Below are 14,146 nucleotides of genomic sequence, written 5' to 3'. Positions count from 1 at the left end.
GCTATGATTCTTTTAAAGATAAAGGTTTACCCTTCAACTACATCAGCACGAAGATCTGATGAAATTTCTAGCATTTTAGGAATGACTGCTTCATTTGCAACGGCTACGTAGATGTCTCCCATGTAAAGTCGGAACGGAATTTCAAGATCCCCATGCTTCCACATGAAAAAATCACCTTTGATCGACATCGTGCTCTCCGTGCCTTTTACGGTAAAGACTTCCGTGTAGGTAAAATCGGGTTTCGTTGCAAAGTATTCTTTGCACTCTTCCAAAGTAATCGCTTGTTCTGTTATGTTTTCTTGCATCGATCGTGTTATACGAAAACGCTGATTCATTGATATGCCTCCTATATCGACTCACTAAAAAATCTCTACATTTATTACATCGAAACCTATTTTCTCATTCCCCGAATCTTCTGTCAAAGAAAGTCCTGCTCATTCTTGTTTAATTACAAAAAGAAAAGCCCTATCCTAATGGATAGAAGCTTTGAATTGATTAATTTAATATTCCAGGACGTGGTACAACTCCAAATTCCTCTGCAAGTACGATTAATTCTTTGTTTGTTATTCTTTGCTTGATTTCGTGGTGTGCTATTAACATATAGATCTGAGCTGCTTTTTCGATCGTTTCGATAAGTCCTAACGCATCGTCAATAGAATTACCTGTACCAAAGATACCATGATGCGGCCATAACACGGCACGGTGTTCCGCCATCTTGAGTGCGGTCTCGCGTCCAATCTCACTAGAACCAGGTACCATCCAAGGAATGATTCCAATACCGTCTGGGAAAACAACGATACATTCCGTGCACATTTCCCATAGGGTTCTCGTAAACTTATCCTCATTTAATTCGTGAATAAAAGTCATCGCTATCACATTTGTCGCATGGTTATGTATGACTACACGATGATTAGGATCGATTTTTATCCTTTCAATATGACTCATGAAGTGGGCAGCCAGCTCGCTTGTTGGCTTCGCATCATCTGGTAATCCCCAAAGAAGCTCAAGGGTCTCCCCATCCTTAGATATACGAATCACACCGAGATTAGCTTCTGGATCATCAATAATGTTTTTGAAATATTTCCCGGAACCCGTTACGATAAAGTATTTTCCCGCTAGTTCGTTAACTGGAAATGCAGGCTTAAATGTACGGATCACTCGATCAATATCCATATAGGCAGCCACTTCTGATTCATCAAGAAGATAGCTGACATTGCCTCCATTTCGTTCGTCCCAGCCAAATCTCCACATATGCTGTGTTGCTTCAGCCATCACTCTCACAAATGGTATATCGAGTGCTGGAACATTCCCCTTCTTAAATCCATGAGTCGTACTCATCTTCGTCACCACAATCCTTTCTAGTATAAGTAAACATTACAATAGATCTTGTGAGACATTAAGAACAAAGCTTTTGGTTTGACTCTTAGATTACTGAAATCAATCATTTTACTATCCATCATATCTGTTATTTTCTTTGAAGTCCACATAAACAAAGATGCACCATATGAGATCGATAAGGTGTATCTTTGTTTACAATAGGTACGCTAAAATGAAAAATATTATTTTATAGTTAAAGTTAGCCGCGATATTGCCGCTATTTAGTTAAAAGCTGCTAGATAGAAATCTCCAGTGGCACGAATAAAAATGATGTACCGTTTAAATAAGCTTTTAATATGGCTTCCGCATAAGGTTGTTCTTCAATTAACCCATCCCACTCGGCAGAATCATCTGCATGAAAACTATAGGCTTCAATGAGTGCCATAATGAAGAAAGCTTCCAGCTTCGGTATGTATTCATCATGAAGTTGTCTAAATCTCTCATACCCTTTCATAAAAAGAACGCGTTGCGGAGGGAATAGTCCAAGAATGGACTGAGCTATATCATATAAGTGATAACCGAACCCGCACCTGCCAAAATCAATCGGATAAGGTTCACCTTCAAAAAACACGATGTTACCATTATGTAAATCAGCATGAATCATCCCAAAGTCATGTTCGTTACTTGTAAGTGTTTTAAGTAGTTCTGTCACTTTCTGAGCAGCCAGTGAATACAACTCTATTGCTTCATCTGATATAAAATGCCTGTGATTGAGTTCTAGATGAGCCCAATCTCTCTCAAAAGTATGGATGCCCCAAGAAGGACGTGAAAAGTCAGTGGATGGGCTAAAATCAGCGCTTGCTTCGTGAAGATGTGCCATCAATTCCCCCATCTTTTGTATCGTCTCTTCTGTATGCTCCCCCTTCTCTAAACGCTCACCTTCGACCCAAGTTAATAAAGTGGCATAGTACTGCTTTCCGTCATCTGTGTATGCAGTAGTAACTAAAGAGCCCTCCCTATTCCGTACGGCAACAGGCAGAGTTATGCCCTTACTTTTCATCGCTGTAGTCCATTCTAGTTCAGAGCTAATCTCTTTCGGATTTTTGCCTGCCGAATGAATACGGAGTAAAAACGATTCCCCCTGGTCAGCAGCAATTCGAAAAGTGACATGCTCCGATATTTGGATGAAGTGAATAGAATTCCAGTTAATCTCATATTTTTGTAGTGCATAGAGAGCAGCTTGCTTGGTTTGTTTTAGCGTATCTTTCCGATTGATCTCGGTATCCATCTGAAATCCCTTAGCCATCATTGGTCTCCTTTATCTGAAGATATCTTTACGTTATTATAATTGACCAGTAAATAGTTTGAGATATAATAAATTTTTTAAGCTGATTTTTACTAAGAATGAACGATTGTTCCTTAATCGAAAAAAAGCCGCCAATTGGCGACCACTTCTACTTGATGGACTTTTAGAATAACGGTGTATTTCGCCAAACTCAACGTTAGTAACTTAGTGATTGGATTTAATCCGAAAGATCGCTTCTTTTGCCTCTTCCCGATCATCAAAGTGTATCGTATGATCTTTTAAAATTTGGTAAGTTTCATGCCCTTTTCCTGCAATCAATATAATATCGCCTGGCCTCACTAAGCTGATTGCTCGCTCAATTGCTTGTTTGCGATCCGTGATGAGTTCGTACTGACCCGTAAAGTCATCACAGTCCAGCACCCCTTGTTCAATATCAAGCAGAATCTGATCAGGATCTTCAGAGCGTGGATTATCGGATGTCACGATAACCATGTCGCTGTATTCCGCTGCCAGCTTACCCATGATGGGGCGTTTCTTTTTATCCCGGTCTCCACCGCAACCAAACACAGTTATGATCTGCTGATCAGCAAATTCGTGTAATGTGGTAAGGGCATTTTCTAGACCATCCGGTGTATGAGCATAATCAACCAGTACAAGAAAATCTTGACCGGCATGAATAATTTCCATTCGCCCAGCGACACTTTTCAGTGATAACAAACCGCGCTTTATGTATTCTAGTGATATCCCTTCCACTATTGCCGAGCTGATTGCTGCAAGTGCGTTATAAACATTAAATTTACCAACCAGATTAAGTTCCATGATTTCCGTGCCTATAGATGTTTTGACGGTGAATTTTGTGCCTTTTGAAGTAAGCTGAATGTCTTCTGCCATCACATCGGCGTGGCTCTCTATTCCGTACGTAACAACTTGTGCCGGTGTCACTCCTTTGAAATCATGACTTGATTCCTCATCTGCATTCAGAATTGCATATTTCTTTTTTAGAGGATCAGCTGAAAAAGAGTTCCCCATTCGTGAGAACAACAATCCTTTGGCAGCAATGTAATCTTCCATCGTTCCGTGATAATCCAGGTGATCCTGCGAGACATTGGTAAGTACAGCGGTTCTAAAATCACACCCCAAAACACGTCCCATATGTAAACCTTGTGATGAAACTTCCATGACACAAAAATCGACGGACTGATCTCTCATTTTTCGAAGATTATATTGTAAACGATTCGGTTCCTGCGTGTTTATATCTGTTTCAAACCATTCAGACCCTATTTTTGTTCCGATATTCCCCATCAGTCCTGTTCGGTACCCTGCTTCCGTGAGAATCGATTCCAGCATATAACTCGTTGTCGTTTTTCCGTTGGTTCCTGTAATCCCAATCAATTTCAGCTCCGTACTTGGATAACCGTAAAAATGGTTGGCTATGACCGCCAGAGCGTACCTTGCATCGGATACTTTTACCGTTGGAACACTTACTTTCACATCCCGTTCTACAATGACTGCAGCAGCCCCCGCTTCCACGGCTTTATCAATAAAAAGATGCCGATCCTCCTGAAGTCCATTCACGCCCGGTATACAAATAAAAATGTCCCTGGCTTCAAAGTTTGAGAATGGATGCTAACCCCTGATACTTCCACATTTGTATCCCCATTTGTGTGTTTCACATGAAGCTGATTGATGAGTTCTTGTAACTTCAAGGTTACTCCCCCTACAATTTAGCTTTTAACTTATTGTATAGATGTATAATGAGCATCAGAATCCAGTCGATCATACTATAAAAAACGGCAATAGAAATGGCCGATGTAAAACTGTGGATGTAGATCCCATGAGAATAACTGGATATAAGATATATGAATATGCTGTTTATGACAATCGTAATCACGTGCTTTGTGTATTCTGAGATATGTAGACGCAAACCCATTCTTAGTAAGGTAATGATCATTGGTTTTAATACTTCTTCACATATAAAAAAACCGATTAGCATGGCTAACGAAAAATTAAATAGGCTTTGATGTGAACTCGCACTAAATATATTCGTGAACTCACTAAATGAGTAGAAAAAGAGGGTATAAAAAAAGGTGAACAATAGAATAGGTACAAAAGGAAGAAGGGCTAGTAATGGCACAAGCCCGATTCTTAATCCCCAGTGATTCGGCTTTTCACCCTGTTTAAGGTCATGAAATTTAATCATCTCGTTGATGAGCAAACAAATCACCACATAAAATATCAGTAGAAAGACAGGAGTACTCACTAGGCAGGCTCTCCTCTCTAATTGGAACATATGGAGCAGTTTCTAAACTGAACTGATTTTAGTAGAAAGAAGATTCCATCTCGATTAAGGCACAATCTATTCAATAATTTTACAAGCTTCCCGTACAATCTGATGGATGATTTCACCCGCAAACTGATCAGCAGTTAACATTCTAGTACCTTGACCCGCCCATAACGACATATACTCAGGGTTATTAAGACGAGCAGAAGTATTTCTAATATCTCTCGTGAGTGCATTTTGTATAGGATAAGGAAGTGGTTCAACATCACTAGCTTCGAATTGCTTTATGAATTCATTCTTTATCCCCCTGGCTGGTCTTCCGGAGAATGCTTTGGTAATAACTGTGCTTTCCTCTGTACTTTCAAGTAACGCATTCTTATAAACAGGATGCGCTCCTGACTCGTTAGCAGTTAAGAATCGGGTTCCCATTTGAATCCCTTGTGCTCCTAAAGCTAATGCTGCGACAAGCCCTCTTCCATCCATAATCCCTCCTGCAGCAACCACTGGAATTTGAACTAGGTCCACAATCTGTGGTATAAGTGCCATTGTTCCAATATTTGCCCCAGAAGGATCATTAGAGAGATCAAACGTCCCACGATGTCCTCCTGCTTCACTGCCTTGCGCAACAATCACATCACTGCCACTTTGTTCCGCTTGGATCGCTTCTTCCACCGTTGTTACTGTAGTCATGACCTTCATACCTGCTGATTTCACGTGTTGCATTTTGGATTCAGGAAGAATTGAAAATGTAGTGCTAATGACAGGAACTCTTTCCTCTAATAAAACGGTAAAATGCTCTTCGAAATAATCAGGTGTATTCATATTTTTAGTAGAAGGAATAGGTACTCCAATACGATCTCGTATTTTGTTAAGCTCAAACTGTAATATTTCAACATCTTTAGATGGGTTTGGAACCTCATGTAAGAAAAGATTCACAGAAAAAGGAGCCTGTGTTTGCTGCTTTATTTTCTTAACCGTACTTCTCATTTCTTCAGGAGTCATGTATCCTGCACCAAGGGTTCCAAGCCCGCCTGCATTAGAAACTGCGGATACTAGGTTCGCCATATTCGGTATCCCCGCCATTCCAGCCAGCACGATAGGGTAACGAATGTTAAGAATACTGCACAAATTGTTATCAAGTTGAATAGCCATAGTCATCGTCCCCTCGCTCAGTCTATTGATGTGTCTTTCCTTGACCATATGAAGTCGAACAAACCAAAGAGTAATGCGACCAGTATAGAAATAAATTCATAACTATCTAAAAAGGTGGGAATTACCATAATGATCGCCCCAGCAATGATGTATACGAATAGGCGCACCCAAATACTCACGTTGTAATATTTTAGGATTACAAAAGGTGTTGTAAATGCAACAACGAGAATAGGATACACCGCAAATAACGTAACGAATAAAACAAACGGAGCATATTCGTCCATTGATAACGTAAATGAAAGAGCATCCTCTTGCTTACTATCCATAAAGAATACAGTGAAGGTAGCAAAGAAAGCGAGAAATAATAAGCTCAAACATGAGGCCAAAATACGCTTTATTTCTTGTTTAGAAAACACAAATTTCACCTCTTCAGAGATGGACTACAGCTAACCTCTCAGCCGTCTCTTCTTCATTTCATTGAAAAGATTTCGTTCCACAAGCGATATGAAAAATCATCATGGCATATGAATCCGGGTTATGCAGTAAATTATCATGAGCTTTTTCAATATTATGAAAATCGTTTTCAGATAAGATACCTAGTCTATAAAATTGCTCAAATCTATTCGGATGAAACTGCTCCTGAAAACCCTCTAAACCAACTAAATCACTATGTACAGAAACAGCCTCCATATCAATATTAGAAAACCCTGATTCTTTCAGTAATCTCGGGAGACTTCGCCCAATTTCTCGATTACCGCCTGCTTTTCGTTGCATCGCTACTAATTTATCAAGAACGGAACGGAAGGATTCAATATTAGGTTCTACAACTCCAAATATGCCGTCATCTATATCGATGATCGCTACTTTCCCACCAGGTTTTAACACCCGGAAAATTTCCAATGCTGCTTTTAAGGGATCATACAAATGAAGGAAAATAAGACGAGCAATCACAAAGTCATAGTGATCATCAGGAAGCTTCGTATCGTATATGGAGGCTTGTACGTACTTCACTTTCGATGAATTATGATTCTCCTCCGCTTTTTGCAGTAAAGCAGAATCAAAATCCAAAGCAGTTATTTCACTATTAGGGAAGTTCTTGATAAGCTGTTCTGTCACATATCCAGGACCGCATCCTACTTCCAGCACGTTCATTCCATCTGACAAACCATACCACTGCAGATATCTACATTCTTTCTCCCATCCCATCAAAGCTTGAGCTTTAAGGCGGTTCAGCTCCGCTTCCATACCTAGACTTGTTTTACTAACATCATATGTTGAATCTGAAGTCTTCATATTTCAATCAACCCCCGTATCTTTATTTGAACGCCATATAACTTACATAATAAACATATATTACCACAAAGGAGATTTACTTCTTACTTTATAAGTAGATTTTATTTGTGAATAAACTAAAAAAGAGGCTCAGCGAGCCCCTTCTTTAAAGTGAAAATATAGTAATTGATCAGCACATTTTATTCGGTATAACAGCATCATTCATGCTCGATTCTTTTTTTACCCAACATACGTTAGTAATTTATTGTCGCGATACACCTGGTTAATCGTTCCTCCCCCGAGGCATTCTTCTTCTTGATAGAAAACAACCGCTTGCCCAGGCGTTATGGCTCGAATCGGTTCGTGGAAAGTCACTTTTGCTTTGGAGTCTTCCAACCGTGTAACTGTTACTTTGTTGTCGGATTGGCGATAGCGAAATTTTGCAGTACATTCGAATGTATCAGGTAAAGCTCCTTTTGAAATCCAGTTTACATGATCCGTAATGATACTGTCTGAGTATAGCATTTCATGGTGAAAGCCTTGTCCAACGTATAGTACATTCCTATCCATGTTCTTTCCAATGACAAACCAAGGATCGCCGTCTCCCCCGATTCCGAGTCCATGTCTCTGTCCAATTGTATAATACATTAATCCATCATGTTGTCCCATCACTTTGCCATCGATTGTTTCCATATTCCCTTTTTGAGCAGGCAGATATCCACTTAAGAACTGTTTGAAATTTCGCTCACCAATAAAGCAAATACCTGTACTGTCTTTTTTGGATGCGGTTGCCAAGTTAGCTTCGGCAGCTAATTCCCGTACTTTTGGTTTTTCCATATCGCCTATCGGGAACAGCACCTTACTTAACTGCTCTTCTGTTAATTGGTTAAGAAAATAAGTCTGGTCCTTATTATCATCCTTCCCTCTTAACATATGAACTTCCCCGTTTTCTCTGACCACTCTTGCATAATGTCCTGTAGCCACATAATCAGCTCCAAGGTCCATAGCGTGATTTAAAAAGGCCTTGAACTTGATTTCCTTATTGCATATTACGTCGGGATTTGGTGTCTTTCCTGCTTTATATTCTTCTAAGAAATAGGAAAATACCTTGTCCCAATACTGATTCTGAAAATTCACAGTGTAGTAGGGGATATCTAGTTGATTACAGACGCGGATAACATCTTCGTAGTCTTCCGTTGCCGTACAAACTCCAAATTCGTCTGTATCGTCCCAGTTCTTCATGAAAATTCCGATTACATCATAGCCTTGCTCTTTTAGTAACATTGCAGCAACAGAAGAATCAACCCCGCCTGACATTCCAACGACTACACGTGTATCTTTTGGTTCTTTCACCATTTAGTATTCTCCTATACTTTCAATAATGTTTTTTACTGCTTTTTAGCAAGAGATATTTGGAAAATTCAATACATTTATGTGCTTCTTCTGTCCGAAGCATGTTCTCATCCAAAGCATCCGGACCCAGACGGAATCGATCAAGTGCGTCAGCATCCTTAAAAATTTGATACAGTAGTATATCCTGCTCACTTAAATAAGGTGACTTTGCAATCTCTGACAAGCCGAGTGAATCATCATGGTCATGATAATAAGTGATATAGTAGGTGGCTGCATCATAGGGTAATTCATGCTCTAGACAATAGTCTTTATAATACTCTGCAGCACGACTTCCGTGTCCTTGATCAATTCCATCATCAAGACGGCGGGAATCATGAAAAACGGCTGCCATTCCGAGTGAATTCATCTCTTTATCACTCAGTCCTTTTTGATGTCCAATAACGAGTGCCAAGATAAGTACACGAGCAGAATGAGATTTGGTATGCCATACACTATCTGGCAGCCAAAACTCTATCTCTTCTTCCATGAATGCAACCATTTTTTCATAGTAATTTTTGATTGGCTTACATAGCGGATCAAAAAGCACATCTGTTAAAATCATCTTGATTCCCCTCCCCTCCTATTATGAAAAATTAGCTGATTTCATCTGTACGAGTTGCTGTAAAACTTCAGAAATATCACCGTCCATGCCCATTGATTTAGCAGCAATGGCATCTGGGATATAGAGTTCCCTGCCTATATTAAAAGTAATGTAGGAAGCGTATTCTTCAAGTTGAGTCAACTTCATGAAAGGTAATTTAATCAATTGGTTTTCTGCACCTACTCCGAACTCCAGAATAACTAGTTTTTTACCATGAGCTTTTTCAATAAAATCCTGATAAGCTTGATAACTTCTTTGCCAAGCCTCTCCTCTTAGAAAACTCCGATCAATTTCAATGTGGACTTTCATTATTCCATTGCACATAGGACACTTAGGAATCAAATCCAGAGGGACCTTTCCATCTTTTTGGGAACGGGCCATTGTACTTAATATTTCATCTCCAGGATAAATCTGATGATGACAACCGTTCGCACATTGTATATTCCGACAATTTCCTTCGATTTCAAAAAGACGCTCTTGCGGAACCCCTGCCTGTCTAAAATGATCATCGATATTTGAAGTAACCACAAAATAATTTTTATCCTTCACCAGTTCAAAAAGATTTTTCATTACCGGACTGGCTTCATTCTTATACAAAAAGTAATTGTACATCCGGCTGAAGAATCCCCACTTTTCTTCCTCAGAAGGATAAGGATAAAAGCATCCTTGTATAATACTTCGAATACCATATTTCTCACGAAAATCTCCAAAATTTTCTCTAAAAGCTGCATTGTCCGCAAAGATATGAATCCCTTCCGAAATAGAAAGTCCATTACTAGCACCGATAAGAATTGCGTCCGCCTCTTCGATTTTTGTTAAAACCTTATTATATTTGTGTTCCATTTGATTAACTCCTTTTATAATTGGGTCTTATTGAGCTATCTTTGCTTTTTCATTTAGAGCATCTTTTAATATACGAGCAATATCTTCATGAATGGCGAGTCCCTTACCCTCCAGTTCCTTCGGCATCAATGCGTCCATTGGATTAATGGTGATGTAATATGCATCTGGCCATGTGTAAGTCATGTTCCAGAAAGGTTCTTTGATAAACATAGGAGTCATTTGACCGACGCCCAACTCCAAAAAGAGGACTTTTTTGTTTTTACTTTTGAGAATAATTTCACGGTATTTATTCTTCTCGCTTCTATATTTAGTACCTTCTAGAAATACAAAGGAACGTACCCACAGCTCCATAGGACCGCCGCACACCGGGCAAAGCGGAATCATATCAGATGGAATTCTTGTTCCTTCCATGTGTGTACAAAGTTCCTTTGCCTGTTCCGCATAAGGATATATACCGTCGTGACAAGGTTGGCTACATTGTAAATGGGTCCAGTCACCCTGAATGGCACTGACTTTATTTTCCGGGAAAACCTGCAAAAACTGAGTGTCCTGATTTGTCGTAATAATATAATAGTCTTTTCCTTGCAGAAGTTGATACAGATCCTTATAAGGCTGTCCGATTGGAGCTTCTGCTACAAATTTGATCAAAGTGGCCAGATACGCCCACCGTTCTTCCTCCGTGCGAAACTTATAGTAAAAGCCCCCAAAGATGCTGCTAATCCCATATTCTTCAGCAAAAGCATTAAAATGAGCTCGGAACATCGCATCATCTTGATACCAGTTATATCCAGAAGCAGCTGACATTCCGGCGGCACCACCGACTATAATCATTTCTGCTTCCTCAATTTTTTTTAGCAATGTGTTGATACTGTCTTGATACTGCTTGGATAGCATATTTTTTCCCCCTATAACGTTCTTTATCATCATATCTATATAAATCGTTTTACTAGTTTACAAGTTGAGCCTGTTTCTCTTTCACTTTCAAGGTATCTTGTAACACGCGAGCAATATCTTCCTTAATTGCAAGTCCTTTATCCTCTATAGATCTGGGAACCACAGCATCTTTAGGATTAATGGTAATGTAGTAAGCATTCGGTAAATGGTACGTCATCTCCCAGAATGGTTCTTTAATAAACATGGGTGTCATCGTACCTACGCCTAGTTCCAAAAAGAGAATCTTTTTATACTTATTTTTCATAAGATAAGCTTGAAATTTATATAATTCGCTTTTAAAGAAGCTTCCTTCCAAAAACACACGCGAGCGAACCCATGGTTCCATATCTTGCCCGCATTTTGGACATGTCGGAATTAACTCTGTAGGAATTCTAGTTCCCTCTATGTTTTGGTACATATTCTCAACCAGCTCTTTATTCCAATAAACTTGATCATGACAACAATCACTGCACTGAAAATAACGCCAATCTCCTTGAATTGCAGACACTTTCTCTTCAGGGAATACCTTTGAAAACTGTGTATCTTGATTCGTAGTAACTGTGAAGTAGTCTTTATCTTGAAGCAGTTGTAATAAATCGAGGTAGGGCTGACCAGCATCAGAATCATATACAAACTTGATTAAAGTAGCTATATAAGCCCAGCGTTCTTCTCTTGTCTGAAAACGGTGATAAAAACCATAAAAAATACTCTTGATATCATACTTGTTTGCAAATTCCCCAAAGTACTTTATAAAAATATCGTCTGTCTGATACCAGTTGTATCCGGCAGCTGCAGACATCCCTGCAGCGCCTCCAACCACAACCGCCTCAGCTTCCTTGGTCTTCTCAAGTAATGTGGCTATGTTGTCTTGATATGGTTGTGATAACATACTCATTTAGCCCCCTGACATTTTCCTCATATTTCATAAAACATAGATTTAAAAGAATTATATAGTTGCGTATACCCCTGAACAAGTATGTACTTTTTTGACACATACTATCTATTAAGATAGTATTGACGATACATCTTCATACAAAGGGCTTTTCAATAAATAAGAAAACAACCTTAGTCCGGTTCAGTACCGAACTAAGGTTGCTTTAGATTTTTAGGTTACCTCCTTAACAAGGGTAAGCTCATTTAGCTGATTTTTTAAATTACCTATTTTGTAAATCGAAGTGCGATACTTCTTCTTACGATTTATCACCAATTTTAGCGGTTAGGGGTTCTCTAAAAGAGCCGAATACGCCTGTGATAAGTCCTATTAATCCAATGATAAATCCATAGATTGAAGAACTTTCAAAAGCGAATACGACAATGATCCCGAACAACGTTAAATGAACACCGAAAAGTTGAACTTGAAGAACACTTGGTCTGATAAAATCCAATAATAACCCTGCGTGAAAGATGACAGTAACTATTAGAATTAGAACGGTTAATAACAGTAATCCGAAATTAATCATAATGACCTCCTCTTAATCCAGACTAAGCATTCAACCATACAAGCTTACCCCAAGATTCTTCTTACATATATTTGTTTAAAATATCTCTTGAGACCTTCTTCGTTACTTCCTGTCTTTTTTAACGGAAGAGCATAAATGCTAAACATGTATATATAACACAAGTTAAAACTAACAAAAAATACCGTTTATATTCGCCCGATCTTTTACTCCATTTCCAATCTCTAAATCCTATATATCCATATGTTAATGCCATGAAAAGAAAGAACAAGAAAGAATATCTTGGATCATCTACTAACATCATCACTACTATAGAAAATAACAACAAAATTATTAACACTGTTATATCCAAAGTTTTTCTTTGCGGCAAGTATTCCTCTCTTGCTTCATCCACGACCCTTTGATCTACCGGAAAAAACTTTAGGTTAACCAATCGAATTATTCCTACTACAATAAAAAACGATATAAGCAAGGGAACCAAAACGAAAAATCCTCCTTTCTAATCACAATATCTAACTGCACGAACAAGCGATAAGACAACCAGCTAAGTGGCCGACTTATCACTTTTTTTGTCCGTAACAGTCACCGTTATTCCATTATTTAAAACCTGCATTAGCATCGTATACCGGGTGAGGTACATAGGAGTCTTCAAGTAGTGCTATTTCTTCAGAGGTTAGCGTAATCGAAAGAGCAGCTACTGCATCTTCCAGATGTGATATTTTCGTAGCACCGATAATGGGAGCTGTAACCGGTTCTTTCTGCAGTAACCAGGCAAGTGCAATTTGAGCACGGGGAACATCATGTTTCTGTGCAATGGCTGCGACTTGATCGATAATTACCCGGTCGACTTCCGCAGTCGCATCGTACTTCACTTTTTGCACTTGATCGGTTTCAGAACGCTGTGTAGTTTCCTGCCAATCACGAGTCAGTCGGCCTGATGCAAGCGGGCTAAAGGGAATGACACCGATGTTTTCTTCCTTACACAGTGGCATCATCTCCCTTTCCTCTTCACGGTAGATCAGATTGTAGTGGTTTTGCATCGATATAAATCGGGTCCATCCATTTTTCTCCGCAACATGTAAGGCCTTTTGAAACTGCCAAGCGTGCATTACAGATGCTCCAATATATCTTGCCTTACCTGCCTTCACCACATCATGTAGTGCTTCCATCGTTTCTTCAATCGGCGTATTGTGATCCCAGCGGTGGATTTGATATAGATCTACATAGTCGGTTCCGAGTCGTTTGAGACTCTTATCGATTTCACTCATAATCGCCTTTCGAGAAAGACCAGCACCGTTCGGACCTTCATGCATTCGAGAAAAAACTTTTGTTGCAAGAACAATTTCGTCTCGGTTTGCGTAATCCTTGAGTGCCTTGCCAACGATTTCCTCGCTTGTTCCCTGTGCATATACGTTCGCTGTATCAAAAAAGTTGATGCCAAGCTCGAGCGCTTTCTTTATTATTGGACGGCTGTTCTCTTCATTAAGTATCCATTTGTGAGAGCCAGGTCCAACTTCTCCAAATCCCATACAACCTAGACAAAGCCGAGAAACATCCAATCCCGTATTTCCAAGTTTACTATATTTCATTTG

Annotated in this window: 13 protein-coding genes and 1 pseudogene; all 14 read right to left on the bottom strand. The window is 39.3% G+C overall.

Going from position 1 to position 14,146, the window contains the following annotated elements:
• Positions 1 to 26: 26 nt before the first annotated feature.
• The 14 genes and pseudogenes from KJS58_RS09420 to KJS58_RS09355 all read right to left on the bottom strand — a co-directional run bounded on the left by KJS58_RS09420 (position 27) and on the right by KJS58_RS09355 (position 14,143).
• Positions 27 to 335 (bottom strand): hypothetical protein, encoded by a 309-nt coding sequence (locus tag KJS58_RS09420; protein WP_213532284.1) that lies wholly within the window; start codon positions 333 to 335, stop codon positions 27 to 29.
• Between the two features lie 160 nt (positions 336 to 495).
• Complete coding sequence (gene rhaD, locus KJS58_RS09415) at positions 496 to 1,338, bottom strand: rhamnulose-1-phosphate aldolase (protein WP_213532283.1); 843 nt, start codon at positions 1,336 to 1,338, stop codon at positions 496 to 498.
• A gap of 274 nt (positions 1,339 to 1,612) precedes the next feature.
• Positions 1,613 to 2,623, bottom strand: a complete 1,011-nt coding sequence (locus KJS58_RS09410) for a phosphotransferase enzyme family protein (protein WP_213532282.1) — start codon at positions 2,621 to 2,623, stop codon at positions 1,613 to 1,615.
• A gap of 204 nt (positions 2,624 to 2,827) precedes the next feature.
• A pseudogene (locus tag KJS58_RS09405) lies at positions 2,828 to 4,329 on the bottom strand (UDP-N-acetylmuramoyl-L-alanyl-D-glutamate--2,6-diaminopimelate ligase).
• Between the two features lie 650 nt (positions 4,330 to 4,979).
• Entirely contained in the window at positions 4,980 to 6,056 is a 1,077-nt protein-coding gene (locus KJS58_RS09400; protein ID WP_213532281.1) for an NAD(P)H-dependent flavin oxidoreductase, read from the bottom strand.
• A 17-nt stretch (positions 6,057 to 6,073) separates the two neighbouring features.
• Positions 6,074 to 6,430 (bottom strand): hypothetical protein, encoded by a 357-nt coding sequence (locus KJS58_RS09395; protein WP_213532280.1) that lies wholly within the window; start codon positions 6,428 to 6,430, stop codon positions 6,074 to 6,076.
• 100 nt (positions 6,431 to 6,530) lie between these two features.
• Entirely contained in the window at positions 6,531 to 7,349 is an 819-nt protein-coding gene (locus KJS58_RS09390; RefSeq protein ID WP_213532279.1) for a class I SAM-dependent methyltransferase, read from the bottom strand.
• Between the two features lie 219 nt (positions 7,350 to 7,568).
• On the bottom strand, positions 7,569 to 8,684 hold the full coding sequence (mnmA, locus tag KJS58_RS09385; protein ID WP_213532278.1) for a tRNA 2-thiouridine(34) synthase MnmA: 1,116 nt from the start codon (positions 8,682 to 8,684) through the stop codon (positions 7,569 to 7,571).
• Between the two features lie 19 nt (positions 8,685 to 8,703).
• The gene (locus tag KJS58_RS09380) at positions 8,704 to 9,282 is read right to left on the bottom strand and encodes an HD domain-containing protein (RefSeq protein WP_213532277.1); all 579 of its coding nucleotides are present in this window, start codon (positions 9,280 to 9,282) and stop codon (positions 8,704 to 8,706) included.
• A gap of 21 nt (positions 9,283 to 9,303) precedes the next feature.
• A complete protein-coding gene (locus tag KJS58_RS09375) occupies positions 9,304 to 10,164 on the bottom strand; it encodes a Sir2 family NAD-dependent protein deacetylase (RefSeq protein WP_213532276.1) in 861 nt (286 codons plus the stop codon).
• Positions 10,165 to 10,191: 27 nt separating this feature from the next.
• A complete protein-coding gene (locus tag KJS58_RS09370) occupies positions 10,192 to 11,058 on the bottom strand; it encodes an SIR2 family NAD-dependent protein deacylase (RefSeq protein WP_213532275.1) in 867 nt (288 codons plus the stop codon).
• Positions 11,059 to 11,110: 52 nt separating this feature from the next.
• Positions 11,111 to 11,986, bottom strand: coding sequence for an SIR2 family NAD-dependent protein deacylase (locus KJS58_RS09365; protein WP_213532274.1), 876 nt, complete (start codon positions 11,984 to 11,986; stop codon positions 11,111 to 11,113).
• A gap of 301 nt (positions 11,987 to 12,287) precedes the next feature.
• Positions 12,288 to 12,557, bottom strand: coding sequence for a hypothetical protein (locus KJS58_RS09360; protein WP_213532273.1), 270 nt, complete (start codon positions 12,555 to 12,557; stop codon positions 12,288 to 12,290).
• 593 nt (positions 12,558 to 13,150) lie between these two features.
• Complete coding sequence (locus tag KJS58_RS09355; protein ID WP_213532272.1) at positions 13,151 to 14,143, bottom strand: aldo/keto reductase; 993 nt, start codon at positions 14,141 to 14,143, stop codon at positions 13,151 to 13,153.
• Between the last annotated feature and the right edge of the window lie 3 nt (positions 14,144 to 14,146).

The sequence above is a fragment of the Paenibacillus sp. J45TS6 genome (genome assembly GCF_018403285.1).
Classification (GTDB): Bacteria; Bacillota; Bacilli; order Paenibacillales; family Paenibacillaceae; genus Paenibacillus.
This window is presented reverse-complemented; position numbering and strand designations above follow the sequence as displayed.

Coding starts and splice junctions, on each gene's coding strand:
- KJS58_RS09360 (WP_213532273.1), bottom strand. CDS start 12,557: ATGATTAATTTCGGATTACTGTTATTAACCGTTCTAATTCTAATAGTT.
- KJS58_RS09370 (WP_213532275.1), bottom strand. CDS start 11,058: ATGCTATCCAAGCAGTATCAAGACAGTATCAACACATTGCTAAAAAAA.
- KJS58_RS09410 (WP_213532282.1), bottom strand. CDS start 2,623: ATGGCTAAGGGATTTCAGATGGATACCGAGATCAATCGGAAAGATACG.
- KJS58_RS09390 (WP_213532279.1), bottom strand. CDS start 7,349: ATGAAGACTTCAGATTCAACATATGATGTTAGTAAAACAAGTCTAGGT.
- KJS58_RS09420 (WP_213532284.1), bottom strand. CDS start 335: ATGAATCAGCGTTTTCGTATAACACGATCGATGCAAGAAAACATAACA.
- KJS58_RS09400 (WP_213532281.1), bottom strand. CDS start 6,056: ATGGCTATTCAACTTGATAACAATTTGTGCAGTATTCTTAACATTCGT.
- KJS58_RS09355 (WP_213532272.1), bottom strand. CDS start 14,143: ATGAAATATAGTAAACTTGGAAATACGGGATTGGATGTTTCTCGGCTT.
- KJS58_RS09380 (WP_213532277.1), bottom strand. CDS start 9,282: ATGATTTTAACAGATGTGCTTTTTGATCCGCTATGTAAGCCAATCAAA.
- KJS58_RS09375 (WP_213532276.1), bottom strand. CDS start 10,164: ATGGAACACAAATATAATAAGGTTTTAACAAAAATCGAAGAGGCGGAC.
- KJS58_RS09365 (WP_213532274.1), bottom strand. CDS start 11,986: ATGTTATCACAACCATATCAAGACAACATAGCCACATTACTTGAGAAG.
- mnmA (WP_213532278.1), bottom strand. CDS start 8,684: ATGGTGAAAGAACCAAAAGATACACGTGTAGTCGTTGGAATGTCAGGC.
- rhaD (WP_213532283.1), bottom strand. CDS start 1,338: ATGAGTACGACTCATGGATTTAAGAAGGGGAATGTTCCAGCACTCGAT.